31 protein-coding genes are annotated in these 26,548 nt (G+C 63.9%); 11 read left to right on the plus strand and 20 right to left on the minus strand.

Features of this window, described 5'->3' with window-relative positions:
- Positions 1–67 precede the first annotated feature (67 nt).
- The 8 genes from NKH90_RS28885 to NKH90_RS28920 all read right to left on the minus strand — a co-directional run bounded on the left by NKH90_RS28885 (position 68) and on the right by NKH90_RS28920 (position 8,593).
- Positions 68–688 (minus strand): 2,3-bisphosphoglycerate-dependent phosphoglycerate mutase, encoded by a 621-nt coding sequence (locus tag NKH90_RS28885; protein ID WP_352473555.1) that lies wholly within the window; start codon positions 686–688, stop codon positions 68–70.
- Between the two features lie 59 nt (positions 689–747).
- Positions 748–1,581, minus strand: a complete 834-nt coding sequence (gene dapB, locus NKH90_RS28890) for a 4-hydroxy-tetrahydrodipicolinate reductase (protein ID WP_352822454.1) — start codon at positions 1,579–1,581, stop codon at positions 748–750.
- Complete coding sequence (locus NKH90_RS28895; RefSeq protein WP_352473557.1) at positions 1,578–3,437, minus strand: ABC transporter ATP-binding protein; 1,860 nt, start codon at positions 3,435–3,437, stop codon at positions 1,578–1,580. Before NKH90_RS28895 ends, dapB begins: the two co-directional genes overlap by 4 nt.
- A 119-nt stretch (positions 3,438–3,556) precedes the next feature.
- Positions 3,557–4,582: a glucokinase gene (locus tag NKH90_RS28900; RefSeq protein ID WP_352614728.1), complete on the minus strand. Its 1,026-nt coding sequence runs from the start codon at positions 4,580–4,582 to the stop codon at positions 3,557–3,559.
- 121 nt (positions 4,583–4,703) lie between these two features.
- Positions 4,704–5,798: a penicillin-insensitive murein endopeptidase gene (mepA, locus tag NKH90_RS28905; RefSeq protein ID WP_502898885.1), complete on the minus strand. Its 1,095-nt coding sequence runs from the start codon at positions 5,796–5,798 to the stop codon at positions 4,704–4,706.
- Positions 5,799–5,854: 56 nt separating this feature from the next.
- A complete protein-coding gene (locus tag NKH90_RS28910; RefSeq protein ID WP_352822460.1) occupies positions 5,855–6,763 on the minus strand; it encodes an SDR family oxidoreductase in 909 nt (302 codons plus the stop codon).
- Positions 6,760–7,920: a tRNA epoxyqueuosine(34) reductase QueG gene (queG, locus tag NKH90_RS28915; RefSeq protein WP_352473562.1), complete on the minus strand. Its 1,161-nt coding sequence runs from the start codon at positions 7,918–7,920 to the stop codon at positions 6,760–6,762. Before queG ends, NKH90_RS28910 begins: the two co-directional genes overlap by 4 nt.
- Positions 7,901–8,593: a glutathione S-transferase family protein gene (locus NKH90_RS28920; RefSeq protein WP_023678968.1), complete on the minus strand. Its 693-nt coding sequence runs from the start codon at positions 8,591–8,593 to the stop codon at positions 7,901–7,903. The genes queG and NKH90_RS28920 overlap by 20 nt, the downstream gene beginning before the upstream one ends.
- Positions 8,594–8,754: 161 nt before the next feature.
- Between NKH90_RS28920 and NKH90_RS28925 the strand changes: the two genes are divergently transcribed.
- A complete protein-coding gene (locus tag NKH90_RS28925) occupies positions 8,755–9,561 on the plus strand; it encodes an undecaprenyl-diphosphate phosphatase (protein WP_352473563.1) in 807 nt (268 codons plus the stop codon).
- Positions 9,562–9,655: 94 nt separating this feature from the next.
- Positions 9,656–10,906, plus strand: coding sequence for a flavin-containing monooxygenase (locus NKH90_RS28930; RefSeq protein ID WP_352822463.1), 1,251 nt, complete (start codon positions 9,656–9,658; stop codon positions 10,904–10,906).
- 56 nt (positions 10,907–10,962) lie between these two features.
- Here the strand turns inward: NKH90_RS28930 and NKH90_RS28935 are convergent, their stop codons facing one another.
- The 5 genes from NKH90_RS28935 to rsmI form a co-directional block, all read right to left on the minus strand.
- A complete protein-coding gene (locus NKH90_RS28935; protein ID WP_352502686.1) occupies positions 10,963–11,088 on the minus strand; it encodes a PDDEXK family nuclease in 126 nt (41 codons plus the stop codon).
- 140 nt (positions 11,089–11,228) lie between these two features.
- A complete protein-coding gene (locus NKH90_RS28940) occupies positions 11,229–11,465 on the minus strand; it encodes a metallothionein (RefSeq protein WP_352926009.1) in 237 nt (78 codons plus the stop codon).
- Between the two features lie 82 nt (positions 11,466–11,547).
- On the minus strand, positions 11,548–12,519 hold the full coding sequence (locus tag NKH90_RS28945; protein ID WP_352539784.1) for a complex I NDUFA9 subunit family protein: 972 nt from the start codon (positions 12,517–12,519) through the stop codon (positions 11,548–11,550).
- 192 nt (positions 12,520–12,711) lie between these two features.
- A complete protein-coding gene (locus tag NKH90_RS28950; protein WP_352822467.1) occupies positions 12,712–13,089 on the minus strand; it encodes a YraN family protein in 378 nt (125 codons plus the stop codon).
- Entirely contained in the window at positions 13,082–14,008 is a 927-nt protein-coding gene (gene rsmI / locus NKH90_RS28955; RefSeq protein WP_352822469.1) for a 16S rRNA (cytidine(1402)-2'-O)-methyltransferase, read from the minus strand. The genes NKH90_RS28950 and rsmI overlap by 8 nt, the downstream gene beginning before the upstream one ends.
- 176 nt (positions 14,009–14,184) lie before the next feature.
- Between rsmI and NKH90_RS28960 the strand changes: the two genes are divergently transcribed.
- Together NKH90_RS28960 and NKH90_RS28965 are read left to right on the plus strand one after the other, a co-directional pair.
- A complete protein-coding gene (locus tag NKH90_RS28960) occupies positions 14,185–14,370 on the plus strand; it encodes a hypothetical protein (RefSeq protein WP_352539786.1) in 186 nt (61 codons plus the stop codon).
- Between the two features lie 7 nt (positions 14,371–14,377).
- On the plus strand, positions 14,378–14,563 hold the full coding sequence (locus NKH90_RS28965) for a hypothetical protein (protein WP_352539787.1): 186 nt from the start codon (positions 14,378–14,380) through the stop codon (positions 14,561–14,563).
- A gap of 70 nt (positions 14,564–14,633) precedes the next feature.
- Here NKH90_RS28965 and NKH90_RS28970 read toward each other — a convergent pair whose 3' ends face one another.
- Genes NKH90_RS28970 through rph form a run of 5 tightly spaced genes read right to left on the minus strand, consistent with a single transcriptional unit; the run spans position 14,634 to position 17,944 of the window.
- Positions 14,634–14,957, minus strand: coding sequence for a low molecular weight protein tyrosine phosphatase family protein (locus NKH90_RS28970; RefSeq protein ID WP_352822472.1), 324 nt, complete (start codon positions 14,955–14,957; stop codon positions 14,634–14,636).
- Between the two features lie 4 nt (positions 14,958–14,961).
- Positions 14,962–16,125, minus strand: a complete 1,164-nt coding sequence (gene hemW, locus NKH90_RS28975; RefSeq protein ID WP_352770195.1) for a radical SAM family heme chaperone HemW — start codon at positions 16,123–16,125, stop codon at positions 14,962–14,964.
- Positions 16,122–16,769 (minus strand): RdgB/HAM1 family non-canonical purine NTP pyrophosphatase, encoded by a 648-nt coding sequence (rdgB, locus tag NKH90_RS28980; RefSeq protein ID WP_352822484.1) that lies wholly within the window; start codon positions 16,767–16,769, stop codon positions 16,122–16,124. The genes hemW and rdgB overlap by 4 nt, the downstream gene beginning before the upstream one ends.
- Before the next feature lie 14 nt (positions 16,770–16,783).
- Positions 16,784–17,194 carry a VOC family protein gene (locus NKH90_RS28985; protein WP_352822474.1) on the minus strand — a complete coding sequence of 137 codons (411 nt, stop codon included), beginning with the start codon at positions 17,192–17,194 and terminating at the stop codon, positions 16,784–16,786.
- A 33-nt stretch (positions 17,195–17,227) separates the two neighbouring features.
- Entirely contained in the window at positions 17,228–17,944 is a 717-nt protein-coding gene (rph, locus tag NKH90_RS28990) for a ribonuclease PH (RefSeq protein WP_352473573.1), read from the minus strand.
- Between the two features lie 145 nt (positions 17,945–18,089).
- On the opposite strand from rph, the gene hrcA reads away from it, so the two are divergent.
- The 6 genes from hrcA (at position 18,090) to NKH90_RS29020 (ending at position 23,540) form a co-directional block, all read left to right on the plus strand.
- Positions 18,090–19,202 carry a heat-inducible transcriptional repressor HrcA gene (gene hrcA / locus NKH90_RS28995; RefSeq protein ID WP_502893799.1) on the plus strand — a complete coding sequence of 371 codons (1,113 nt, stop codon included), beginning with the start codon at positions 18,090–18,092 and terminating at the stop codon, positions 19,200–19,202.
- A gap of 35 nt (positions 19,203–19,237) precedes the next feature.
- Positions 19,238–19,435 carry a hypothetical protein gene (locus tag NKH90_RS29000; protein ID WP_023678983.1) on the plus strand — a complete coding sequence of 66 codons (198 nt, stop codon included), beginning with the start codon at positions 19,238–19,240 and terminating at the stop codon, positions 19,433–19,435.
- A gap of 100 nt (positions 19,436–19,535) precedes the next feature.
- Positions 19,536–20,891 carry a PQQ-dependent sugar dehydrogenase gene (locus NKH90_RS29005; protein ID WP_352770198.1) on the plus strand — a complete coding sequence of 452 codons (1,356 nt, stop codon included), beginning with the start codon at positions 19,536–19,538 and terminating at the stop codon, positions 20,889–20,891.
- 87 nt (positions 20,892–20,978) lie between these two features.
- Positions 20,979–21,596 (plus strand): LysE family translocator, encoded by a 618-nt coding sequence (locus NKH90_RS29010; protein ID WP_352614746.1) that lies wholly within the window; start codon positions 20,979–20,981, stop codon positions 21,594–21,596.
- A gap of 165 nt (positions 21,597–21,761) precedes the next feature.
- Positions 21,762–22,742: a cysteine synthase A gene (cysK, locus tag NKH90_RS29015; protein ID WP_352822476.1), complete on the plus strand. Its 981-nt coding sequence runs from the start codon at positions 21,762–21,764 to the stop codon at positions 22,740–22,742.
- Between the two features lie 174 nt (positions 22,743–22,916).
- Complete coding sequence (locus tag NKH90_RS29020) at positions 22,917–23,540, plus strand: glutathione S-transferase family protein (RefSeq protein WP_352473578.1); 624 nt, start codon at positions 22,917–22,919, stop codon at positions 23,538–23,540.
- A 15-nt stretch (positions 23,541–23,555) separates the two neighbouring features.
- On the opposite strand, the gene NKH90_RS29025 is transcribed toward NKH90_RS29020, so the two are convergent.
- Both NKH90_RS29025 and NKH90_RS29030 read right to left on the minus strand, forming a co-directional pair.
- Positions 23,556–24,812, minus strand: coding sequence for an RNA polymerase sigma factor (locus NKH90_RS29025; RefSeq protein ID WP_352822479.1), 1,257 nt, complete (start codon positions 24,810–24,812; stop codon positions 23,556–23,558).
- The gene (locus tag NKH90_RS29030) at positions 24,812–25,165 is read right to left on the minus strand and encodes a YciI family protein (RefSeq protein WP_023718846.1); all 354 of its coding nucleotides are present in this window, start codon (positions 25,163–25,165) and stop codon (positions 24,812–24,814) included. The genes NKH90_RS29025 and NKH90_RS29030 overlap by 1 nt, the downstream gene beginning before the upstream one ends.
- Positions 25,166–25,418: 253 nt before the next feature.
- Here NKH90_RS29030 and NKH90_RS29035 point away from each other — a divergent pair, with 253 nt between their 5' ends.
- A complete protein-coding gene (locus NKH90_RS29035) occupies positions 25,419–26,378 on the plus strand; it encodes a TAXI family TRAP transporter solute-binding subunit (RefSeq protein ID WP_352822481.1) in 960 nt (319 codons plus the stop codon).
- Positions 26,379–26,548 lie beyond the last annotated feature (170 nt).

Consider the following 26,548-nt stretch of genomic DNA (forward strand, 5'->3'; position numbering starts at 1 on the left):
GCGCTCATTAAGCGGGCGAGGGATGAGTGTCAACGCGCTTTTTTGAAAGCCGCGTTCCTTCTCCGGCTCAATGCTCCAGCACTTCCTTCGACGCCACCGTGGAATCGGCGTTGAGCGTGTAGATGATCGGCACACCGGTGCCGAGCTCGAGCTTGACGATCTCCTCGCCCGATTTGCCGTCCAGCGCCATGATCAGCGCGCGCAGCGAATTGCCGTGCGCCGCCACCAGCACGGTGCCGCCGCGCAGCACATGCGGTTGCAGATCGTGCAGGTAATAGGGCCAGACGCGCGCGCCGGTGTCCTTCAGGCTTTCACCGCCGGGCGGCGGCACGTCATAGGAGCGGCGCCAGACATGCACCTGCTCCTCGCCCCATTTCTTGCGCGCATCATCCTTGTTGAGGCCGGAGAGATCGCCATAGTCGCGCTCGTTCAGCGCCTGGTCGCGAATGGTCTCGAGGTCGCTCTGGCCAACGGCGTCGAGAATATGCTGGCAGGTCTTCTGCGCCCGGATCAGCGACGACGTGAAGGCGATGTCGAACTTCATGCCGCGCGCCCTGAGCTTGGCGCCGGCCGACTTGGCCTCGGCATGGCCCAGTTCGGTCAGGTCGACGTCGCGCCAGCCGGTAAATAGGTTCTTCAGGTTCCATTCGCTCTGGCCGTGGCGCACGAGCACGAGAGTTCTCGACATATTTGCTCCTTCAAATCTTGTGGATCAGCCAAATCTTGTGGATCAGCCAAATCTGTGGATCAGCTTGTCAGGCCGAGCACGTCCCGCATCGAATAGAGGCCCGGCTTGCGGCCGCGCGCCCACAGGGCTGCCTTGACCGCGCCGCGGGCAAAGATCGCCCGGTCCTCGGCATGATGGGCAAGCGTGATGCGCTCGCCGGTACCGGCCAGCACCACACTGTGCTCGCCGACCACCGAGCCGCCGCGCAAGCTGGCGAAACCGATCGAGCCTGCCTTGCGCACGCCGGTATGGCCGTCGCGCACGCGAACATCGTTGCCGGCAAGTGCTACGCCGCGCCCGGCAGCGGCGGCCTCGCCGAGCAGCAGCGCCGTGCCCGACGGCGCATCGACCTTGTGCCGGTGGTGCATTTCCAGGATCTCGATGTCGAAATCGTCGGCATCGAGCGCGCGCGCCGCCTGCTCAACCAGCACCGCCAGCAGATTGACGCCGAGGCTCATATTGCCTGACTTGACCACCGTCGCGTGCCGCGCCGCCGCCGCGATCCTGGCATTGTCTTCAGCCGAGCAGCCGGTGGTGCCGATGATATGGGCGATGCGCGCCTGCGCCGCATAGCCGGCGAATTCGACGGTCGCTGCCGGCGTGGTGAAATCGAGCACGCCGTCGGCCTTGGCGAAGGCCGGCAGCGGATCGTCGCCGATCGCCACGCCGAGCCTGCCGACGCCGGCCAGCTCGCCGGCATCCTTGCCGAGATGTGGCGAACCGGCCGGCGCGATGGCGCCGGCGACACGCGCGCCCGGTATCGTGTGGATGGCGCGGATCAGCGCCTGGCCCATGCGGCCAGCCGCGCCCACCACCACCAGGCCCATTTCACTCACGGTCGGCGTGTCGCTCATGAATGTCTCCCGACCGCCTTTTTCGCGTGATCATTTTGCGCCGCAGTCTGGATTGGCTTGGCGTCATCGACAAGCCCCAGCCCTTTCCTGCCTTGCACCCGATGGAACCGGGCATAGACGCTGTGCGGGTCGGCCATCAGCGAGGCATGCGTGCCCTGTTCGACCAGCCGGCCCTGCTCCAGCACGATGATATGGTCGGCATTGACCACCGTCGACAGCCGGTGCGCGATGACAATGGTGGTGCGCCCTTCCATGACATGGGTCAGCGCTTCCTGGACGCGGGCCTCGGCCTCGTTGTCGAGCGCCGAGGTCGCTTCGTCGAGCAGCAGGATCGGCGCCTGCCGAACGATGGCGCGTGCAATCGATACGCGCTGGCGCTGGCCGCCCGACAGCGTCACGCCATTCTCGCCGACCGGCGTGTCGTAGCCTTGCGGCTGCTGGCGAATGAAATCGTGTGCCGCGGCCTGTTGGGCGGCGCGTTCAATCTCTGCGTCGGTGGCGCTCAGCCTGCCGTAGCGGATGTTGTCGCGGATGGTGCCTTCTAACAGATAGGGCTGCTGCGATACATAGGCGATCGAGCCGCGCAGCGAATGCTTGGTGACCTTTGAAATGTCCTGGCCGTCGATTTCGATCCTGCCCGACTCGACATCGTAGAAGCGCTGCAGCAGCGCAACCAGCGTCGTCTTGCCAGCGCCCGAGGCTCCGACGATGGCGGTCACCTTGCCGGCGGCGGCGACAAAGGTCAGATCCTGCAGGACCGGCGCCTCTTCGACATAGCGGAAGGACACGTTGTTGAAGCGCACTTCGCCAGAGGTGAATTTCGCCTCGGCGGCTGCCGGCACGTCACCTTGCTGCGGCTCGAGGTCGAGAAGCTCGTAGATCATGCGCGCATTGACCAGCGACTTTTCCATGCCAACCTGCATACGCGCCAGCCGCCTGGCCGGATCATAGGCAAGCAGCAGGGCGGTGATGAAGGCAAACACCGCGCCCGGCGGCTGGCCGCCGACGGTCGCCCGGTAGCCGGAATAGGCGATGACGCCGGCGACGGCGAAGCCGGCCAGCATGTCGGAGATCGGCGTCAGCCGTTCCGAGACGCGGGCGATCTTGTTTGCCCGCTGCTCGGCGCCGGCGACCAGGCCGCCGATGCGGCGCGACAGCTCGTCTTCCAGGGTGAAGGCCTTGACGATGGCGATGCCTTGCGTCGCTTCCTGCATGGCGCCGATCAGCCGCGAGTTGATCTGCACCGATTCACGGGTGATGCGACGCACCCGGCGCATCAGATAGGTGACACTGTAGATCAAGGGCGGGCCGATCAGCAGCGACATCGCCGAGAGCATCGGGTCCTGCCAGATCATGACGCCGACTAGCGCGACAAGCGATACCGCATCGCGCGCCAGCGATGTCAGCGTCATCGACAGGAGATCGCGGATGCCGTTGACGTTCTCGTTGATCTGCGCGGCGAGCCGGCCCGAGCGGGTGTCATTGAAGAAGCCGACGCCGAGCTTCATCAGATGGTCAAAGATGCGGCGTTGATAGCGCGCCACCAGATTGTTGCCGATTTTGGCCAGCGTCACTGCCTGGCCGTAGCTGGCCAGGCCGCGCAGCATAAAGGCGGCCAGGATCGACACGCTGATCAGCGCGATAAGATCGCCGCGCCGTTGGTAGAAGATCTGATCGATGACATCCTTCATGATCCAGGCTGTGAAGGCGGTCGTCGCCGCGATCGTCACCAGGCACAGCACGGCAAGAGCATAGTACCAGCGATAATCGCGGCTGTTCTCGGCGATGATGCGGCGGATCACCGCCACGATCTCGCTGGGACGGACTTTCCCTTTGGTTGGTGCTGGAATTGTCACGTTGGAGCGCTTTGTGGTTTCGGTTCGGCCGGACTGCAATTCGGCAACCTCTTAACGCCCCGATGGCGGCTTGCCTATGGCCGGGGACGGCGAAACTTCGTCGCGGCGCAGCTTGTGTCCTAAACCCGCCAGCGCCGCCCCGCCGTCTGCACGCCGAACAGCGACGGATTTCTGGCATAGGCGGCCAGCCCTAAAAGCGCCGCAAGCGGATGGGTGATGACGTAGACCGGCATGCCGCGCATCAGGGCGCTGTGCGGCGCCTTGTCCTCGAAGGCGGCGCGGAAATTGCCGGTGCGCAGCGCCGGCAGGATTTTTTGCGCGATGCCGCCGGTGAGAAACACGCCGCCGCGGCTCATGAACACCAGAGCGAGATCGCCGGCTGTGCGCCCTAGGCAAGTGACGAAGATCGACAGCGCCTCTTCGGCCACCGGATCGTTCTTTGCCAGCGCCGCGGCGGTGACCTCGGCAGGCGTTGTAAAGGGCGACGGCTTGCCGTCCGCCTTGGCCACCGCCCGGTAGGCATTGACCAGGCCGCGTCCGGACAGGATCTGTTCGCCGGAGATGCGGCCCTCGAGCTTCTCGATATGCGGAAACACCTGGAAATCGCGCGGTGAGCGCGGGCCGATATCCATATGGCCGCCCTCGCCGGGCACCGGTATCCAGTGATGCAGCGCATAAACCAGCCCGGCGACACCGAGCCCGGTTCCCGGGCCGAGCACCACCCGCCCGGAATTCGGTTCCGGCTCGTCGCCGCCGATCTTTTCCATATGCTCTTCGCCGAGCGCGACGACAGCCAGCGCCTGTGCCTCGAAGTCGTTGAGCACCACGACGTCGCTGAAACCGAGACTGGCGAACATCTGTCTCGGCTTGACGATCCATGGGCAATTGGTAAGCGGGATCTCGTCGCTTTCGACAGGACCGGCTACCGCCAGCACAGCTGAATTCGGCCGGACCGACGAGCGGTCGAGCACGGCCGACTGGATCGCCTCGTCAATCGTATTGAAGTTGGCGGTCTGGACGATGGTCGGCTCGCCGGCCTCGGAATTCGCGTCTAGTACGATCGAGAAGCGCGCATTGGTGCCGCCTATGTCGCCGATCAGGATCGGAAATCGCAACAGAGTGTCGTCGTCGCTTACGCCTGGCATGCTCTCGTCCGTTCCCGACGCGTATCGCCGTTCTCTCGTTGACTAGCGCATGACCGCAAAAAGGGAAATCGGTTTTCGAAGTGGAGATGCACGGATGCAGACAGCGAACACGCTGCCCGCATCAGTGCCCCGGTCGTGGCCGCGGCAGCGGAATGCCGATCTCGGGCGTCGCCACAAAGGCGTTCGCCGAGGCCGGAAGCGCTGCCGCGCCGGCTGCGACCGTCGGCGGCGGCGAAGACTCTGCCGCGGGAGCAGGTACGGCCGCGATCGGCACGCCGTCGCCATAGTAGGTGACTGCTTCCGCCGACGGCGGAGCTGGCGCGTCGAGCACGAACTGGCATTGCCTGGGCAGGTTCGCCATGGTCATCAGGTCGCGTGCCTTCGGCTTGTCCGGGTTCTTGTTGGGGCGCCACGGCTCCTCGGTGAACCACCAGGCCAGCGCCTGGTCGCAGCCATCGCCTGGCGCCGTCGCTTCCTGTGCCTTGCAGTCGGGTGATCCAGCCTGGCAGCCGATGCGAATGTGGAAGTGGTAGTCGTGGCCCCAGAACGGCCTAACCTTGCGCAACCAGCTACGGTCGCCTTTGACCGTGTCGCAGAGCTTCTTCTTGATCCCGGGATTGACCAGGATGCGCTCGACTTCGGGATAGCTCGCGGCGCGCTTCAACAACCGCGTGTGCATCGGCGTCCACAGCCCGTCCTTCACCAAATGGGTCTTTTCATCGACCATCAAGGTAGCGCTGATGTTTTCGCGCTCTTCGGCCGAGAGCTTACGGTCGGGCATCGGCGTCAGCCAGATGTCGGCGTCGAGGCCGATCTGGTGCGAGGCATGGCCGGTCAGCATCGGACCGCCGCGCGGTTGCGAGATGTCGCCGATCAGCAAGCCCGGCCAGCCGTCGGCAGCGGCATCGCGCGACAGTTTCTCGATCAGCGCGATCATTGCCGGATGGCCCCAGCGGCGATTGCGCGACGGTCGCATCACCTCCCAGTGCCGGCCGTCCATGGGTAGGGCGACGCCGCCGGAAAAACAGCCTTTGGAATAAAAGCCGATCGATTGCGCTGCTGCGAGTGCTGGCAGCTTTTTGGCGCCGAACAGGTCCTTTGCCCGTTGCTCGGCGCTCCCTGGCTGCGTTGCAAGCACCGCCAAGCCGGCGATGGCCAGTACTGCCGTCAGCAGCAGCGTTTTGCCCGGCAAGGCTCGCGCTAACGTCTTCCCCAAGCTGGACCCCTCCGCGATTTGAACCGCATCATACCATAGCCCGCGCAACGTATCGATCATGACCGTTTCATCGGGCTGCGCGCCTCGCCGTCGCGCCAGTCGCCGCTCGCCCACATGGCATCGAGCGCCGAGCGATAGTCGGGAAAGCGAAAGCCATAACCGGCCGCCTTGATTGCCGCGTTGGCGACACGCTTGTTCTCGCTGTAGAAAGACCGCGCCATGGGCGAAAGTTGGGCGGTCTCGAACGGAATTTCGGGCGGCGGCTCGATGCCCATCAATTGGGCGGCATAGGCGACGACGTCCTGCGGCGGCGCCGGCAGGTCGTCGGTGACGTTGAAGATGCCGCCGCGATTGCCCTCGGCGAGATGCCAGAGCGCACCGGCAATATCGTCGCAATGGATGCGGTTGAACACCTGGCCCGGCTTGACCAGCCGCCGCGCAGTGCCGTTTTCCAGGTTGACCAGGGCGTTGCGGCCCGGCCCGTAAATGCCGGAAAGCCGCAGGATCGCCACCGGCCGGTGGATGTCATGGCCCAATTGTAGCCAATCCTGCTCGGCTGCAACACGCATCACCGACCGCTTCGACAACGGCCGGCATTCGGCGGCCTCGTCCACCCAATTGCCGCCACGGTCGCCATAGACGCCGACGGTGGAGAGATAGGCGATCCATTCGAGCTCCGGCATGTTGGCCGCGATCTCCTCGCGTGCCGCGCCCAGCATCGGGTCGCCGGCCTTGTCCGGCGCGACCGAGACGACGAGATGGGTTGTCTTCCCAAGGGCATCGCCGATTTCGGAGGTCAGCGTGCCATCGAAACGCAGCGGCACGATACCGGCTTGCCGCAGCGCCGCGAATTTTTCCAGCGACCGTGTTGTACCGAAGATCGTTGTGTCGGCATCCCTGTTGGCGCGGGCGAAGGCCCTGCCCGAATAACCGGCGCCGAAGATGAAAATCTGCTTTTTTGTCATGTATGCGCCTCGATCGGCTTTGGCAGGGCCAGAAGCCATTCGCCTCTCACCGCCTCGTCATGTTCTGCTTGCAAAGCGGCTGCGGCACGTTCGGCGAACTCCCGACCCGGCACCAGCCGCGACAGCGCCCATACCGCAGCTCCGCGAACCAGGGGCGAGGCGTCGTCGAGCAGCGCGCGAACGGCGCCGGCCAGCGACAAGTCCTGGGAATTGCCGGCCGCTATCAGCACGTTTCGGATAAAACGGTCGCGGCCGATGCGCTTGATCGGCGAGCCCGAAAAAAGCGTGCGGAAGGCAGTGTCGTCGAGACGCAGCAGCTCGGCGAGCGGCGGTTCGCGCAAGTCCGCGCGGGCGGCAAGCTTTGCCTCCGAAGCGGCTTGGGCGAACTTGTTCCACGGGCAGGCGGCCAGGCAGTCGTCGCAGCCATAGATGCGATTGCCGATCTTTTCCCGGAACTCATGCGGGATCGGTCCTTTGTTCTCGATGGTGAGGTATGAAATGCAGCGCCGTGCATCGAGCCGGTAAGGCGCCGGAAAGGCGTCCGTCGGGCAGGCGTCGAGGCAGGCTCGGCAGGAGCCGCAATGATCGTTCTCAGGCGCGTCCGGCACCAGCTCGGCCGTCGTGAAGATGGTGCCGAGGAACAGCCAGGAGCCATGCGCGCGGCTGACCAGGTTGGTGTGCTTGCCTTGCCAGCCGAGGCCGGCCGCCTCGGCCAGCGGCTTTTCCATCACCGGCGCGGTGTCGACAAACACTTTCACGTCCCCGCCGGCGCGCGCCACGATCTTGCCGGCGATCTCCTTCAGCCGGCCTTTCATCACGTCATGATAGTCGCGGTTCTGCGCATAGGCCGAGATCGCGCCGCGGTCGCGCTTTGCCAGGATGTCGCGTGGGTCGTGGTCGGGCCCGTAATTCATCGCCAGCACGATGATCGAGCGGACCTCTGGCCAAAGCGTTGTCGGTTTGCCTCGCCGCTCGAGCGTTTCGGCAATCCAGCCCATCGATCCGTGAAAGCCGTCGGCAACGAATTCGGCCAGCCGTTCCGGCGCCTGCGGAATCGCATCGGGCGTGGTGACGGCAACGGCGTCGAAGCCGGCATTCCGCGCCTCGCGGTCGATCAGCGCGCGCAGCTTTGCCGTATCAGAAATCGAGATCCGCATAATGTGACACCGGCGACAGGCCGCGCACCCGGTCGGACAGAAGCGGCCGGAACGAAGGCCGTGATTTCACCCTTGTATACCATTCGCGCGCGGCGCTGTGTTCGCGCCAGTCGATCTCGCCGAGATAGTCGAGCACCGACAGTGCCGCCGCCGCCGCGAGATCGGCATAGGTGACCTTGTTGCCGGCCAGCCAATGACGGGTGCCGGCCAGCCAGTTGGTGTATTTCATGTGCTGGCGGATATTGGCGCGGGCGGCGCGGATCGCCGCCGAATCGGGCGAGCCGCCGCCTGCCGTTTCCGGCATGACCGGCTTCAGGACGCGCTCGCGCACCAGGTGCCGGGTAACCTCGCTTTCCGCCTTGTTGAGGTACCAATCGGTCAGCCGTCGGATTTCGGCGCGCTCCATCGGATCCTCGGCGAACAGCCGCTTGTCGCGCTTGAGTACCCCGCGCGTCTCGTCGAGATATTCGGCAATGACCACTGCGCCGACGATCGGCACGTCGCCTTCGGCGAGCAGGATCGGCAGCGTGCCGGCCGGGTTCAGCGCCAGGAACTCCTTGCGCCGCGTCCACGGCTTCTCTTCGATCAGCGCCAGTTCCTCGCCATACTCGCCAAAGGCGAGGCGGACGAAGCGGCAGCTGGCGAACATCGGATGGTGGAAAAGCGTCAGCATGGTCCCGCGATAATAGAGCGCACTGGCAAATCGCCGGCTGCGCCGGTAAGTCTTGGCCGCCCGATTCAGGGGCTGTCAGGGTGCTGCGACCTATAGGGGGAGTTCCGCGCCGTGACAAGCAAGCCCTTTTCTCACGCCCTCACTCCAACGCCGAGGTTGCCATGGAAAGCCAGACCGTCGTCGAAGCGCTGCTGCTCGGCATGCTCGAGGGCCTGACCGAGTTTATTCCGGTGTCTTCAACCGGTCATATCCTGCTTGCCGGCCATTTCCTCGGCTTTCATTCGACCGGCAAGGCCTTCGAGATCCTGATCCAGCTCGGCGCCATATTGGCGATTCTCAGCGTCTATTTCCGCCGTCTCTGGAAGATGCTGCTCGAGCTGCCCTACGATCGGCTGACGCGGCATTTCGTCCTTGGCATCCTCATCGCATTCCTGCCGGCGGCCATTATCGGCGCGCTGGCGCACGATTTCATCAAGACGGTGCTGTTCGAATCGCCGCGGCTGATCTGCATCATGCTGATCATCGGCGGTGTCATCCTGCTGCTGGTCGATCGCATGAAGCCGAAGCCCTATTACCACGATGTCGAGCGGTTTCCGACCAGGCTTTATCTGCAGATCGGGCTGTTTCAGTGCCTGTCGCTGATCCCCGGCACGTCGCGCTCGGGTTCGACCATCGTCGGCGCGCTGCTGCTCGGGGTCGACAAACGGGCGGCGGCGGAATTCTCCTTCTTCCTTGCCATCCCGACGATGGTCGGCGCCTTCGCCTTCGACCTGTTCAAGAACCGCAATGTGCTGAGCAGCGCCGACCTGCCCATCATCGCCGTCGGTTTCGTCGCCGCCTTCGTCACCGCGCTAATCGTCGTGCGCTTCCTGCTCGACTACGTCTCGCGCCATGGCTACGCGCTGTTCGGCTGGTGGCGGCTGGTCGTCGGCATCGTCGGCCTGGCGGGGCTGGCCATCTGGGGATGAGCCGGCGCGGATAGCGCAATCCCAGCCGGAACTCTATTCTTGCCCGAAGTCGAGCCATACGATCTTGTGGACGTATGGTTGGCAGGGGGAATGCGTGAGCGAAGTTCTTGACGCCCTCGTTATTGGCGCCGGTCCGGCGGGACTCGGCGTCAGCTACTTCTTGAAACGGCAGGGCCGCGACCACCGTGTACTCGATCGAGGCCGGATCGGCGAAACGTGGCGAACGCAGCGGTGGAACTCGTTTCGACTGAATTCGCCGACCATTCGCTCCATCTTACCCGGTGATTCCTACGAGGGGCCCGAGCCGTGGGGCGCGATAACCCACCACGAATTTGTCGCGTATCTCGAAGGCTATGCCGAGCGGCACCGCCTGCCGGTAAGCACCCAAACTCCGGTGCAAGAGCTGACGAGAGACGACGGGATCTTTCGCATCACCACGACGGACGGGGCATTTCTGGCGCGCAATGTGGTGATCGCCACCGGCGACCAGAATCGGCAGGTCCGGCCAGCAGGGTCGGCGGATTTGCCAACCGCAATTCGCCAAGTCGATTCCTCGGCTTATCGCAACCCGGCCGAGTTAGAGAGTGGCGCGGTGCTGGTGGTCGGCAGCGGTCAGTCGGGCGGCCAGATCGCCGAGGATCTGGCGCTGGCCGGACGTGCGGTCTTTTTGGCGACCAGCCGCAACGGCCGTTGGGTGCGGCGCTACCGCGGGGGCAACATACTTAAATGGCTGACGCTGTCCGGTTTTCTCGACGTTCCGCGCAAGGAACTCGTCCTCCCCTCCGGCAAGCTGCAGGCCCGCGCGCTGGTCGGCGCGACCCATACGATCAGCCTGCAATCGCTGAGTGCACAGGGCGTGGTGCTGCTCGGCCGCTTCAGGGGTGTGGAGAACGGCAACCTCGTCTTCGGCGACGAGCTCGACGACCATATGCGATTTGCCGACGAGGTCTCCGCGAATGCCAAGCGCCTGGTTGACGAGTACATCGAGCGCGCCGGCCTCGAAGCGCCACTGGCCGAGGATGATCCAGCCGAGACGATTGAACCGCGCTTGCCCGATCCTCCGATCCGCTCCCTCGACTGGACGGCGAGCGGCATCAGATCAGTGATCTGGTGCACCGGCTTCACCGGCGATTTCTCATGGGTTCGGCTTCCCGGCGCGCTCGATGCAGCCGGCCAGCCCGTCCACGAGGATGGCGTCGGCGTTGTTCCAGGTCTCTTTTTCGCCGGCCTCGATTTCGGATCGACGCGGAAGTCGGGCACCATACCGGCCATTCCAGAGGAGGCGGCCGCCGTCGTGGAGCGACTCGTCCAAGCGGGAGCCGACTTGCCACGGAACGACGTCTAAACGAGCCGTCGAACGCGGGTTCTTGAACGTGCAAGAACATGACAGCTCTGGCGCGATCAAGACGACGCACGCTGCCTTTTGTCGAAGCGCACCGACAATTTTCCGTAGTCCGATTGGTGCGACAGCCAGAAATCGCCGGCACCTTCGATACGGCGCTCCGATTCGTGGCCGACTGCATCCATTGCCTCCATCAACGTGCGGCGGCCTTGACCTCGGCGTCTTGACCTCGGCTGGTCGTCGTCGTGCTGACAGCACTGGCAATATGGGGTGAGCCGGCGCAGTCGTTCGGAATGGTCGACCCGGAGACGCCAAAGGAGGTGCATCAAGGCGCGCGATCGGTCAGCGCGTTCGCACCTTCCTCCGCGGCGCAATGTGCGCAGCAGTAGATGATGTCATCCTGTTCGACGCCATGTCCGATGATCCGGCATCCGCAATGCGGGCATATCGGAGCAAGTTTCTGGACCGCGCATTCGAAGCTGTCGAACGTGTAGGTCTCCTCGGCCATCGTCACTTTGAAAGCCTTGTCGTAGTCATTCCCGCATTGATCGCATCTGGCCATAGTTCGTTTCCTTCTTTCACGGCTTCAAGCTCGACCAACCTGTCGCGCGGCGATAGGTTCCCGCCAGGATCAGGGGGCCGTCCTAAGGCGGAGACGAGCGCGAGCCTACGCCACGGCGCTGTTCGATCGCACGGATCACCTCGTCGATATCCCGCGGCTCGATGTCGAGTTCCTTCAGGCCAGGCGCGTCGATTGCTGCCACATTGTCCTGACGCATAAGATCGATCTGGTTGCGCGTTATGGGGGCAGCCGGGAGGAGTTCCGCGACGCCAGCCAAGGCGTTCCATACCGCAAACGGCACCGGCATCAGCTTGACGTGCGTATCGAGCTGTCGGGCGATCTCCCGAAGCAGTTCCTTATAGGTATAGATGCGCGGGCCACCGAATTCGAATATGGATGAACCCGTGTGGGTTCGCCCGTCGATCAGCCGGCTCACTGCTTCGGCGACGTCTGCCACATGGACCGGCTGAAGCCGTGTGCCACCATCGCCGAACAGCGGATAGACCGGCAGGAGGCGTATCATCCTCACAATGGTCGTGAGGAAAGCGTCGTCAGGTCCTGTCATGACGGCGGGACGCACAATGAAAGCGCCGGGAAATGCGCTTTCCACGGCACCTTCTCCGCGCCCACGCGCCCTTATGTAATTCGAATCCGATTGAGGATCGGAGCCGATCCCTGAAATCAGGACGAACTGGTCGATCGCGCGGTCGCGCGACGCGGCAGCGAGATCGGCCGCGGCTTTCACATGCACGCGTTCAAAGGTCTGGACGCCGTGCTCGACGTAAAGACTGACAGCATTCACGACCGCCTGTGATCCGGTAATGGCCGACCCGATCGAGGACGCATCCAATATATCCGCCTCGACTGCCTCGGGCATCCTTGTAATCGAGGAAAAGACCAGGGCCACGCGAGCTGGATGGCGAGATGCAGCGCGCACCGTGAAACCTCTTTCCAGGAGCCGCTTCACGATCCTGCGCCCGAGAAAGCCGGTTCCGCCGAACACGGTGACGATCCGTACCGGGTTGAGATCGTCGGGATCCATTTGCCTCGCCATCCCTTTGTCCTCGCATAGCTGCCACGAGGATTGCCCTGGCCGGCATTTGAACCAGCCCGTCGAACATCAGGACGATTGGGGAACAACGCAGGAACGCTTTTGTTCCAGTCAGCGCTGGGCGGATGCTTGACAGATCGGCAAACCATGATCTGAACCGCAGGCGCAGCAAAACGGCCCCACTTCGGGAATAGCCTAGTTCCGCCCGTAGAAAACGTTCTCGACATGCACCGGCCAGCGCCACGGCAGCACCGCCACCATGTCGAAGCGCACCGATAATTTTCCGTAGTCGGATTGGCGCGACAGCCAGAAATCGGCGGCGCCTTCGATGCGGCGCTCCGATTCACGGCCGACTGCTTCCATTGCCTCTATCAGCGTGCGGCGCGCCTTGACCTCGACGATCAGCACCAGATCGCCGCGCCGCGCGATCAGGTCGATCTCGCCGAACCTGGTGCGGTGGCGGCGGGCCAGAATTCGGTAGCCTTTCAGCATCAGCGCCGCCGCCGCCAGCCATTCGCCGTGATGGCCGCGCCGGTAGGCCTTTTGTCGGCTGGCACTCGGCCGTTCAGCCATCGCCGTCTCCGCCGGTCCCGTCTCTTCCGGCATTCTTGAGGTCGAGGAGCCGACGATAGAGCGCCTGCTTCTGGCCACCCGTCATCTTGGCGGCTTCCGCCGCTGCCTTGGAGGCCGGCATCTCGGCGGCGAGCGAAAGCAGCAGCCGGTCGATGTCTTCTGGCTCATCAGCGACCGCATCGGCCGGGCCGACGCAGATGACGATTTCACCCTTGGGCGTATCGGCTCCCGCATAATGGCTGGCGAGCGATTGCAGGGTGTCGGTCCGCATCTCCTCGAAGGTCTTGGTCAGCTCGCGGCCGATCGCCGCCTTGCGGGCACCGCCCAGCACCTCGACCATGGCACTGAGCGTCTCGGCCAGCCGGCGCGGCGATTCGAAGAAGATCAACGTTGCCGGCACCGCCTTCAGCGCTTCCAGCCGCGTCAGCCGCTGCCCGGTCTTCACCGGCAGGAAGCCGGCAAACAGAAACGCGTCCGAGGGCAGGCCGGATGCCGTCAACGCGGCAAGTGGCGCCGACGGTCCGGGGATCGGCACGACACGAATGCCGCGATCCAGCGCCTCACCAACCAGCCGGTAGCCGGGGTCGGAGATGAGCGGCGTGCCGGCATCCGAGAGCAGCGCGACGCTTTGGCCGGCCTCGAGCGCGGCGATCAGCTTCGGTCCGGCGTCGCCGGCATTGTGCTCGTGGTAGGCGGTGGTGCGGCGGCGGATGCCGTAGCGGTCGAGCAGCACGCGGCTGACACGTGTGTCCTCGCAAGCGACGATATCGGCGGCGGCGAGCGTTTCCAGCGCGCGCAGCGTGATATCGGCGAGATTGCCGATAGGCGTCGCCACCAGGTAGAGCGCCGGCTCGAGCGGCCGGGCGGCGATTTCGGTCTGCCCGACCACATAACTGCGTTTGGCCGATTCGCCGGTCACCTGCACAACTCCGTTCGACCCTGTTTGGCACGGCTCACGCTTGGTTGCAAAAGCCTGGGTTGCAAAGGCCCTGGTTCCAAAAGGGATGCCGACGTGAACCGGCCGCCATGCCTTCGCCACAGTAGGGAACGAAACCGTTGCCGGCGAATTTTACCCCTGATCTCGGGAGGAGCAGGATGGACAGCCTGACGATACAGGACGTTTTCGAACCCTACTATGCCGGCCGCAAACGCTTCGCCGCACCATGCGACAAGAGCCGGCCTGCCGAAGCCGCAGATGGCAGAGCCAAGAAGCCGCTTGCACGCCAGCGATCGGCAGAGAGCAAGCCCGCAAACGAAACCGACCGCACGATGGAGCACTGACCGGACGATGCCCAATCGCTTCGACATTTTCATCACCCGCCTCGAAACAAAAAGCGCCCGCGATGGCGCAGCGTCACATTCCACAGACGACCAGCACCATGCCTCACGCGACAAAAGCGAGATCAAGCCGGTCCGTTCCGGAGAGACCAGCGAAAAAGATCGCGCCAAACACCGCCACAAGCACGAGGCTTGACCCCGCAAACCTTAGCGATCGGTCGAGACAGTTCTCGAAGCGCGGTTGCGCATGCTCCGCGATGTATCGTTCAACCCAGATACTTCGAGACACGCGCCTCCAGCAGGCCCACCAGAGCCGGGTCCATGAATGCATAGTCGTCGGGAATATCGAGGCAGATTACCCGAGCCTTTTTCAGGCTTGTCTTGAATTTCTGCTGCAGTTTGGCGCGGTGCGTTTTTTCCATCACGAAGATGATGTCGGCCCAGGCGACGAGTTCATGCGTCAACGGAATGTCGGCATCGTGATTAGTGCCGGCCGAAGCGACCTCGATGTCCCGCCGCTTGGAAAACACCTGCTCCGCCGTCGGGCTGCGCAAGGGATTCTGGCTGCAGATGAAGAGAACGTTCTTCAACGTGCTATCTGGCCAAATCCGCCACGACCGCATCGAGCACGATCATGCCGGCCGGCGTGGCGCGCAGGCGCGCATTGCCGATCGGCGCCACCAGGCCTTCGTCCTGCAGTACCGACAGCCGTGCCGTCGACAGGCCGCGCCCTGAAAATGCCTCGTAGCGGGAAAGGTCGATGCCTTCCGCCAGCCTCAGCCCCATCAGCAGGAACTCGTCGGCCTCTTCCGACCGCGTCAGGATCTCGCCGCCGGTAACGCCATGGCCCTTGGCCTCGACCAGATTGGCCCAAGTCTCCGGCATTTTCTCGGCGATCGTCACCACGCGCCGGCCATTTTCGACGAACCGGCCATGCGCGCCGGGACCGACGCCGACATATTCGCCATAACGCCAGTAGGTGAGATTGTGCCGGCTTTCGGCGCCGGGCCTGGCATGGTTGGAAATCTCGTAGGCCGGCAGTCCGCGCGCGGCGGTGATCTCCTGTGTCAACGCGTAGAGATCGGCGGCAAGCTCATTGTCTGGAATGATGAACTTCCTTGCCGCATGCAGCGCATGGAACGGCGTGCCTTCCTCGATGGTCAGCTGATAGAGCGACAGATGGTCTGCGGCGTGGCCGATCGCCTGCTCGAGCTCCGCCTGCCACGCTTCCGGCGTCTGACCGGGCCGCGCGTAGATCAGGTCGAACGACAGCCGTGGGAATATCTCGCGCGCCAGGCCGATCGCATGCAGGGCCTCATCGACATTGTGCAAACGGCCGAGGAAGCGCAGATCCTTGTCGTGCAGCGCCTGCACGCCAAGCGATACCCGGTTGACGCCGGCCGCGCGATAGCCGCGAAAGCGCTCGGCCTCGACGGAGGAGGGATTGGCCTCCAGTGTCACCTCGATGCCATCAGGCACCGTCCAGTTCTTCGCCACTGCATCCAGCACCGCCGCCACGGTCTGCGGTTTCATCAGCGATGGCGTGCCGCCGCCAAGAAAGATACTGGTCACCTCGCGCGGCCCGGTGCGGCCGCGCATCGTCGCCAGCTCGGTCTCGAAGGCGCGGGCAAAACGCTCCTGGTCGACCGGCTGGTGGCGGACATGGCTGTTGAAGTCGCAATACGGGCATTTGGCCGCGCAGAACGGCCAGTGGACGTAGACGCCGAAACCAGGCCTGCGGTCGAGCAGCATGGTCATACGGCGGCCAATCGGGCTTGCGCGAATTTCTGGAAGGCGCGGGCACGGTGCGACAATGCGGTTGGCTGGCCGGGCTTCCAGCCATGCTTGTCCTTCGCGCTCATCTCGCCGAAGGTCTTCTCGAACCCATCGGGCAAGAACACCGGATCGTAGCCGAAGCCGAGCTCGCCGCGCGGCGGCCATACCAGCGTGCCCTCGACCTCACCGCGACAATATTCCGCCTGGCCATCGGGGAAGGCCAGGCAGATGACCGCGACAAAGCGGCCCTTGCGCTGGGCAGGCGTGATCGCGCCAACTTCTTGCAAGGCCACTTCCGTGCGCTGCATGGCCATGCCGAAGTCGCGGGAGCCGTCCGGCGTCTCAGCCCAGTTGGCGGTGTAGACGCCGGGTGCGCCGTCGAGCGCATCGACACACAGGCCGGAATCGTCCGACAGCGCCGGCAATCCAGTGGCCTTGGCGGCGGCCAAGGCTTTTATGAGGGCGTTCTCCTCGAAAGTGGTGCCGGTCTCGTCCGGTTCCGGCAGGCCGTATTCCTTTGCGGACTTCGCTTCAATGCCGAATGGCGCCATCAGATCGGCGAATTCTCGCAATTTGCCGGCGTTGTGGCTTGCGACGATGATCTTATGCCCATCAAGCGAATGAATAGTTGGCGAATGCATCAGATGCCCCAAATTCGTGGCTCGGCGAATTCGATCGAATTGCCGGAGGGATCGCGAATATAGATCGAGCGGCCGCCTTGCGGCCACTCGAACTCGCTTTCGATGGCGATTTTCTTCGCCTCAAGATGCGCTTTCCAGCGTGGGATTTCATCCGCGCTTGCGGCGAAGCAAAGATGGCCATGGCCGACCGCGCCATGCGGCGGCACGGGCAGCTTGGCGTCGGCCCGCGGCGGCACTTTGGTGGCCTCGGCATTGAAGATAAGCAGCACGCCGTCGCCGCAGCGGAAGAAGAGATGCCTGCCATCGACCTTACCGAGCAGATCGAGCCCGAGCACGCCCGAATAGAACCGTTCCGCGGCAGCAAGGTCGGTCACGTAGAGTGCTGATTCCAGGATTGCGGAAGGAGTCACAGGATCGCCAATCTCATCAATATTGGACCGCAGCTAAGCCACCGCCATTTGCTGCAAGCTGACCAGGCGCTGAATGCCTTTCTTGGCGAGCCCCATCAGCGCCGCGAACTGCTCTTCCGAGAACGGCTCGCCCTCGGCCGTGCCTTGGATCTCGACGATGCCGCCCTTGCCGGTCATGACGAAATTGGCGTCGGTGCCGGCCGAGGAATCCTCGATGTAGTCGAGGTCGATGACCGGCTGGCCATCATGGATTCCGCAGGAGATTGCCGCAACGTGATCCTTCAGCACCTTGCTCAGGCTCGCCATCTGGCGGGCTTCCATCCAGCGCAGGCAGTCGTAGAGCGCCACCCAGCCGCCGGTGATCGAAGCGGTGCGCGTGCCGCCGTCGGCCTGGATCACGTCGCAGTCGACGGTGATCTGCTGCTCGCCGAGCGCCTGCAGATTGACCACGGCGCGCAGGGAGCGGCCGATCAGCCGCTGGATTTCCAGCGTGCGGCCGCCTTGTTTGCCGGACGAAGCCTCGCGGCGCATGCGCTCGCCGGTCGAACGCGGCAGCATGCCGTATTCCGCCGTCACCCAGCCCTTGCCGGAGTTGCGCATCCAGCCCGGCACCTTTTCCTCCAGGCTGGCCGTACACAGCACATGCGTGTCGCCGAACTTCACCAGGCACGAGCCTTCCGCATGCTTGGAGACGCCGCGCTCGAAGGAGATGGGGCGCATTTCGTCGAATTGGCGTTTGGAAGGGCGCATTCAGGCTTCTTTCTTTCTTCGGAATCTTGGCCGGGGAATCTTGGCCGGCTTGTAGCCGCACGGGGCGTGACGCGCAAAGGAAAATGGACCGGTTGCGCCGACACCGCGGAAGTCTATATCTTCGGGGCGGAGGTTTTGGCTCGAAATGACAAAGGCAGTCGATCCCGGTTTGCAGTCGCACGTGCTCCCCTCGCACGCGCTGCAATCGCCCGCGCTTCAATCGCTCGACATGCGTTCGCGCGACATCTTCCGGCGCATCGTCGATTCCTATTTGAGGGATGGCGAGCCGGTCGGTTCGCGCAGCCTGTCGCGCATCCTGCCGTCGTCGCTGTCGCCGGCCACCATCCGCAACGTGATGAGCGACCTTGAGCATCTCGGCCTGATCTATGCGCCGCACATTTCGGCTGGCCGGCTGCCGACCCAGGCAGGCCTGCGCTTCTTCGTCGATGCTTTCATGGAACTTGGTGACCTCTCCGACGAGGAGCGCCGCACCATCGAGGCCCAGGTGCGCGCCTCCGGCTCGGGCGCGACGCTGGAGCATATGCTGACCGAGGCCAGCCAGATGCTGTCCGGCATGTCGCGCGGCGCCGGCCTCGTGCTCGCCGCCAAGAATGAGGCGGCGCTTAAGCACATCGAATTCATCCAGCTCGAGCCGACCAAGGCGCTGGCCGTGCTGGTCTCGCAGAACGGCGACGTCGAAAATCGCGTCATCGATCTGCCCGCCGGCATCACCATCTCGCAATTGCACGAAGCCTCTAACTTCCTCAACGCCCATATCCGCGGTCGCACCCTGGCCGAGGCGCGGGTCGAGATCGCCCGCATCAAGGAAGAGACCAGGGCGGCCCTCGACACGCTGTCGCAGGATCTGGTCGAGAAGGGCCTGGCGGTCTGGGCAGGCGCTGAAAGCGGCGTGCCTGGGCGGCTTATCGTGCGCGGTCGCGCCAATCTCCTGGAAAACGTCACTGCCCAGGCCGACATAGAATTGCTGCGGCATCTGTTTGAGGATCTGGAGACGCAGGATGGGCTGATCCAGCTTCTCGACCTCGCCGAGGCAGGCCCAGGCGTGCGCATATTCATCGGTTCGGAAAACAAGCTGTTTTCGCTGTCTGGCTCCTCGCTGGTGGTGGCACCCTATCGCGACAAGGACGCGCGTGTCGTCGGTGCGCTCGGCGTCATCGGGCCGACGCGGCTGAATTATGCGCGCATAGTACCGATGGTCGACTATACGGCGCAGCTGATTTCGCGCATGCTGAGCTAGGAGCCGCCGCGGCCTGCCGCAAGGAGGAGAAAAGAATGGCGCTGGAATCGTTCAAGGCCCAGATCAGTCTGCTGCTCGAAGAAATGATCAACCAGCCAGAGGATCAGCACGAGGTACAAGAGCAGTTGCGCGAGAAGCTGCAAGAGATGCGGGCGATGGGTTTACCGCTGCCGGCCGATCTGGTCGCGCTGGAAAAGCGCCTCGACGACGACTTTTACGCCTCTGGCAACTGAACGGGTTCGGCTTCAAATCCTCGTGTGCTGGACGGCCGCTTGGAACGATCAATACCTGATGCCGTTTGCCCCTGTTCGAGGCGAATCCCGGAGGACGTTGATGATCCGATCTGGCGGCTTTGCGGCCTTGGCCGCTGCCCTCCTTGTTGCGACACCGGCAGCCGCCCAGCAGGCGGATCAGAATGTGCTCAAAGGCGAAGCCGCGTTTGGCGATTGGCACGCCGACAGGCCTGGCGTCCGACGCCTGATTGGGCCGCGAGACATGCCGGCAGCCGACCCCGCCCAATCCGCTTCGAACGGCGCCGGCGTGGCGGAACGGCCCGAAAGCGCCAAGCCAGAATTGCCGTCGGGCTTTTCGGCTGAAATGATCGCATCCGGCATCGTCAATCCACGTGTCGTGCGCGTCGCTCCGAATGGCGACCTGTTTGTTGCCAACAGCCATGCCGACCAAATACGCGTCTATCGTCTCGCCGAGGGCAGCGCCAGGCCCATCGAGAAAGCGATCTTCGCCAAGGGGCTCAATTATCCCTACGGCATCGCCTTCTATCCGCCAGGAGACAAACCGCAATGGGTTTATGTCGCGAACAGCGACAGCATCGTCCGCTTCCCCTATCGCGATGGCGACCTGAAGACATCCGGCAAACCAGAAACCATTGTCGCCAAAATCCCGTCGGGTGGTCACACGACCCGCGACATCGCCTTCTCGCAGGACGGCAAAACGCTTTATTTGTCGGTTGGCTCCGCCTCGAACGTCGCCGAGGATATAGGCAAGGAGCCGGATAGCGGCCTCGACGCCTGGGCCAAATCAAAGCCGCTCGGGGCGGCCTGGGGCTCCGAGGACGGCCGTGCCGATGTGCTCGCCTTTGACCCGGATGGGAAAAATCCGCGAACTGTCGCCACCGGCCTGCGCAACTGTACGGGCATGACCGTGCAGCCCGCCACCGGCGCATTGTGGTGCGTCGTCAATGAGCGCGACGAACTCGGCGACAATGTGCCGTTCGAATTTGCAACGGCGGTCAAGGACGGCGGATTCTATGGTTGGCCTTGGTACTACATCGGCAATAACGAGGATCCGCGCCATCAGGGCGAGCGGCCAGACCTCGCCGGCAAGGCCACTGTCCCCGATGTATTGATGCAGGCGCATTCGGCGCCGATGAATATAGCCTTCTACGACGGCAAGAACTTCCCGGCGGATTATCAGGGTGACGCCTTCGTCGCCATGCATGGTTCGTGGAACCGTGGCGCCAGGACCGGTTACAAGGTGGTGAGGCTCAAATTCAGGGATGGCAAGCCGACAGGCGAATATGAGGACTTCATGACCGGCTTCGTCATCTCGAACGACGCCGTCTGGGGCCGCCCGGTCGGTGTCGCGATGGCCAAGGACGGCTCCCTGATCGTCACAGAGGACGGTAACGGCACCATCTGGCGCGTTACCTACGAAGACGGCCGCTCCTGAACGGCGGTGTCGCCTGCTGCGCTGGCGCAATCGAATCCGGCCCGAGGGAATTCACCCAACTTCAACATTGTGCGACAAGCGCCAATCATGACACTCACCGGGTTCCTCGCCTATAGTGCTGCCCTCGGCATCGCCGCGGCCATCCCCGGCCCAGGCGTCACCGCGCTTGTTGCGCGTGCTCTGGGTTCCGGCTTCCACTCGTCGCTGGCCATGTCGTTCGGGCTGATGCTCGGCGACCTGACCTATCTCACTGCCGTGGTGCTCGGCCTGGCTTTCGTCGCACAGACTTTCGGCATGGTCTTCCTGGCCATCAAATGGCTGGGCGTCGCCTACCTCGCCTTTCTTGGCTGGCGTTTCTGGACGAGCGGCATCACGCCCGAAACGGTGGAGGCGAAGAAAGGCAAGGGCGGCTTGGCATCCAGCTTTGTAGCCGGCCTTGCCGTCACGCTCGGCAATCCGAAGACGATGATCTTCTATCTTGCCATCACCCCGACCATCGTCGATCTGAAGACGATCACGCTGGCCGATTACGGTATCCTCGTCGCGCTCACCATCGTCGTCTTGCTCGTCGTGCTGGTGCCCTATCTGGCGCTGGCGGCCAAGGCGCGCTGGTTCCTGAAGTCGCCGCGGGCGCTGAGGGCACTCAACCGCACCGCCGCCGGCTTTATGGTCGGCGCGGCGGCGGCAATTGCCGCCCGCCAATAGATCTCTTTCGCCAATCCGCCCAACGATTGCCACGCCTTGCAAAGGCGGGGGTACTCAGCACGAACTTCACTCGGATATTTTTCGATCGACAGCCTATCTTGCGCGGTGGATGGCTCTATCCTATGCCCGCGCGACTCTTGCCGCTTTACCTCTGGGAGGAAATCAATGAACAAGCCCGCCACCCCCACACACGTGCCCGGCCGCGGCCGCATCTACAATTCGATCACCGAGACGATCGGTGACACGCCGCTGGTGCGGCTTGATAAATTCGCCAGGGAGAAGGGTGTCGTCGCCAATCTGCTGGCCAAGCTCGAATTCTTCAACCCGATCGCCTCGGTCAAGGACCGCATCGGCGTGTCGATGATCGAGGCATTGGAGGCTTCCGGCAGGATTACGCCCGGCAAGACCACCCTGATCGAGCCGACCTCGGGCAATACCGGCATCGCGCTCGCCTTTGCCGCCGCTGCCAAGGGCTACAAGCTGATCCTGACCATGCCGGAAACCATGTCCGTCGAACGCCGCAAGATGCTGGCTCTGCTCGGTGCCGAACTGGTGCTGACCGAAGGGCCGAAAGGCATGAAGGGCGCCATCGCCAAGGCGGACGAGCTGGCGGCAACGCTGCCCGACGCTGTCATTCCGCAGCAATTCGAAAACCCGGCCAATCCGGAAATCCATCGCCGCACCACGGCCGAGGAAATCTGGAACGACACCCATGGCGAAGTCGATATCTTCGTTGCCGGCATCGGGACCGGCGGCACCATCACCGGCGTCGGCCAGGTGCTGAAGAAGCGCAGGCCCTCGGTGCATGTCGTCGCCGTCGAACCGGAAGCCTCGCCGGTGCTGTCGGGCGGCCAGCCAGGCCCGCACAAGATCCAGGGCATTGGCGCCGGCTTCGCGCCAAAAATCCTCGACACGACGATCTATGACGAGATCGTCAAGGTCTCGAACGAGGATTCGGTTGCCAATGCACGGCTCGTCGCTCGGCTCGAAGGTGTGCCGGTCGGCATCTCGTCGGGGGCCGCCCTGCAAGCGGCGATCGTCGTCGGCTCGCGGCCCGAGAACAAGGGCAAGAACCTCGTCGTCGTCATCCCCTCCTTCGCCGAGCGCTATCTCTCGACGATCCTGTTCGAGGGATTGGGCGCTTAGACACGAGCGTTTTTGACCGGTCAGTAGCGATCCTTCGCGATGCCCTCCGACATCAAATACTCAGTATCACGCGTCGGCGTGGACCGCTGAAAAACCACCTGTGGCGGGCGTCGTTCGCTTGAGCGGCGGGTCACTTCCGTATCAATCGTCGCTGCCCGGCAGGTGGAGGACTTTATGTACAAGCTCTATACGCGTGCCAATACCGGCGGCTTTGTCGTCGAGGCGGCGCTCGCTTTGGCGGGCGTGCCTTTCGACCAGATCGACGTTCCGAAGGGCCGACCCGACCAGGCCTTTTTAGATATCAGCCCCTTGAACCAGGTGCCGGTCCTGATCTTGCCGGACGGACGCTCGATGACCGAATCGGCGGCGATCTGCATCCTGCTGGCCGAGCGCCACCCCGAAGCAGGACTGGCGCCCGCAGCAAGTTCGGCTGACCGTGCCGACTTCCTGCGCTGGATGTTTTTCATGTCCTCCGTCATCTATTCGGCTGGCCTGCGGTTCTTCTACGCTCATCGCTACACGACCGATCCCCGGGGTGTGGACGCTGTCAAACAGGCGGCGGTCTCGGAAATGGATCGCAGCCTCGCCATTCTCGATGCCGCCCTCGACGGCCGCGACTGGCTGGCCGGCGACCAACTCTCGCTGGCCGACATCTATCTCGTCATGCTGGTGGCCTGGCATCCGGAGGTCGCGAAGGTTCCAACCGCTTGGCCGAACATCGAACGCCTGTGGGCCAATTTGCGGGAACATCGGGTGATGAAGAGGCTGAATGCTTCCCACGACATGTGGCCGGCCTAAGCACTCCGCCTTGTCTCAGTGTCTTTCCGCGCGGCCGAGCCCTGCCCGTCGTTCCTGCAGGAACCGGCGCACGGCCGGATCTCGTTCGAGGCCGATAGCCCGGTCATAGGCCTCGCTCGCTTGTGGAACTTTGCCGAGTCTGGCCAGCAGGCCCGCGCGGGCGGCCCAGTAAGGTTGATAGTCATACAGCCGCTTGTCGCCGCTGAGTTGATCAAGCGCGCCCAATCCTTCTGAAGCACCTTCGGCCTCGGCAATCGCCACCGCACGGTTGATCGACACCACCGGCGAGCCGGCAATCACCGACAGCGCGTCGTAGAGCTCCTTGATCGCGACCCAGTCGGTACAACCGGTCAGCCGCCGTGTCGTATGGGCGGATTGCACGGCGGCCTCGAGCTGGTAGCGGCCGACAACACCCTCGGCGGCCGCGCGCCCGAGCAGCGCCTCCGCTTCATCGATCAGGGTATCGTCCCACAATGCAAGATCCTGCTCGGCCAGCGGCACATAGTCACCCGCCGCATTGCGCCGGGCTGCACGCCGCGCCTCGGCGAACAGCATCAGCGCCAGCAGGCCGAGTGCTTCCGGCTCATCCGGCATCAGCGAGGCGATCAAACGGCCGAGCCAGATGCCTTCGGTCGCGAGATTGCGGCGCCGCGTTTCGGTGCCGGCCGGGTCGGACCAACCTTCGGCAAACGCCGCGTAGATCGCTTCCAGAACGGTGCCCAGCCGCTCGCCGAGCTCGGCCCGCTCCGGCACGCGGAACGGAATGCCTGTCTCGCGAATTCGCGACTTGGCGCGCACCAGGCGCTGGCTCATCGTGGCTGGCGAGACAAGAAAAGCCGAGGCGATGGTCGCTGCGTCGAAGCCCAGGACCGTCTGCAGGATCAGCGGTGCTCGCACGCCGGCCTCAATCGCGGGATGGGCGCAGGCAAACATGAGCCTGAGCCGCTCGTCCGGCAGGTCTTCCTCGGCCATGCGCGCCTCCATCTCCTCGGCGATCAGTCTGAGGTGGTCGCGGCCCGCCTCGCGTGTCAGCCGCCGTCTGACCGCGTCGACGCGGCGCTTGCGTGCCACCGCCAGCAGCCAGGCTTCCGGCTTGTCGGGCACGCCCGCCTGTGGCCAACGCTCGAGCGCCGCTGCAAAGGCATCGGCCAATGCGTCCTCGGCAGCGGCCACGTCGCGCGTGCGTGCGGCGAGATAAGCGACCAGCTTGCCGTAGCTTTGCCGGGCGGCCGCTTCCGCCGCCGCCCGCGCAGTATCGGGCAATTCCGGCATCACATGGTGAGTTCCCAGATCGGCCGCACCTCTACCGTGCCGGTGCTGGCGCCCGGGCAGCGCGCCGCCCAGGCAATGGCGGCGTCGACGTCCTCCGCTTCGATCATATAGAAGCCGGCAAGCTGCTCCTTGGTGTCGGCATAGGGGCCGTCGAGCACGTTGGTCTTGCCATTGGCCATCCGCACCGAGGTAGCGGATTGCGTCGGCTTCAGCCGGTCGCCGGCGAGCCAGGCGCCGGATTTCTTCAGCGCTTCGGTGTAGGCGACGTACGCGCTCGACATCTGTGTCACCGCATCTGCTGGCGCGGCTGCCATCCCGGCTTCGTTTCCATAGATCAAAAGCATGTATCGCATGGTCTTCTCCCGTTTCTCGAGGGCCGCATCGTTGCGAGCCGGACTTATGTCGCGCGGCCCTGCCGGATTTCGACAAGCGCTGGAAAAATCTTTCTGCCGCGATGCGACCTTGCGCAAGCGCCAACGTGTTGCGGCACTGCTTAGTCGTTCGTCTAGTCGCTGCTATTGCGGGTTGGCATTTCCCGCCCGCTGTCTAAACTCGCTTCGTGCCGCCGAGGAGGGCACGGCGGCGAATTTTCAGGGAGGAAATCGCATGCTCAATTTCAGGACGAAATTTGTTGCAGCCGGCGTGCTGGCGCTGTCGCTTGGCCTTGGCGCGGTATCGGTCAAGGCACAGGAATTCATCAACGTGCTGACCGGCGGCACGTCCGGCGTCTACTATCCGCTCGGCGTCGCGCTGTCGGAAATCTACGGCAAGGGCATCGAAGGCGCGCGTACTCAGGTGCAGGCGACGAAAGCGTCGGTCGAAAACCTCAACCTGCTTCAGCAGGGCAAGGGCGAGATCGCCTTTGCGCTCGGCGATTCCGTCAAGCTGGCCGCCGAAGGCAATACCGAAGCAGGCTTCCCAGGCAAGCTCGACAAGCTGCGCGGCATTGCCGCCATCTATCCCAACTACATCCAGATCGTCGCCAGCAAGGAATCCGGCATCAAGACGCTCGCCGATCTCAAGGGCAAGAGCCTTTCGGTCGGCGCGCCGGCCTCAGGCACCGAGCTCAACGCCCGCACGATATTTGCCGCTGCCGGGCTGAAATACGAAGACCTCGGGCGGATCGAATATCTGCCCTTCGCCGAATCGGTGGAGCTGATCAAGAACCGCCAGCTCGACGCCACGCTTCAGTCGGCTGGCCTTGGGGTCGCGTCGATCCGTGACCTCGCCACCTCATTGCCGGTAAACATCGTTGCCGTGCCGGCGGAGGACGTCGCTAAGATCGGCTCGCCCTATCTTTCCGTGGTCATCCCCAAGGGCACCTACGAGGGCCAGACCGAGGATGTTGCGACCGCCGCCGTCGGCAATTTCCTGATCACCAGCGCCGATGTCTCCGACAAGACCGCCTACCAGATGACAAAACTGCTATTCGAGCATCTCGACCAGCTCACCGCTGCCCACGCCGCCGCCAAGGCGATCGACCCGGCCAAGGCGCTCGACGGCATGCCGGTGCCGCTGCATCCAGGCGCCGAGAGGTATTACAAGGAAAAGGGATTGGTGAAGTAAGGAGCCATCCCTCCCCCTTGAGGAGAAGGTGAACTGCTGCCGAAGGCGAATGGACGGGTAGGGTCGGTTGAGGCCGTACACTGCCAGTTGTGTGCGTCAAGTTCTGCAAAATGGCGTGGCATCGCGGTGACGTCGGCGTGTCCGCCGCGCAGCCCCCGTGTTTAGCGGAG

It is taken from the genome of Mesorhizobium sp. M0898, assembly GCF_040319695.1.
Lineage (GTDB): Bacteria > Pseudomonadota > Alphaproteobacteria > Rhizobiales > Rhizobiaceae > Mesorhizobium.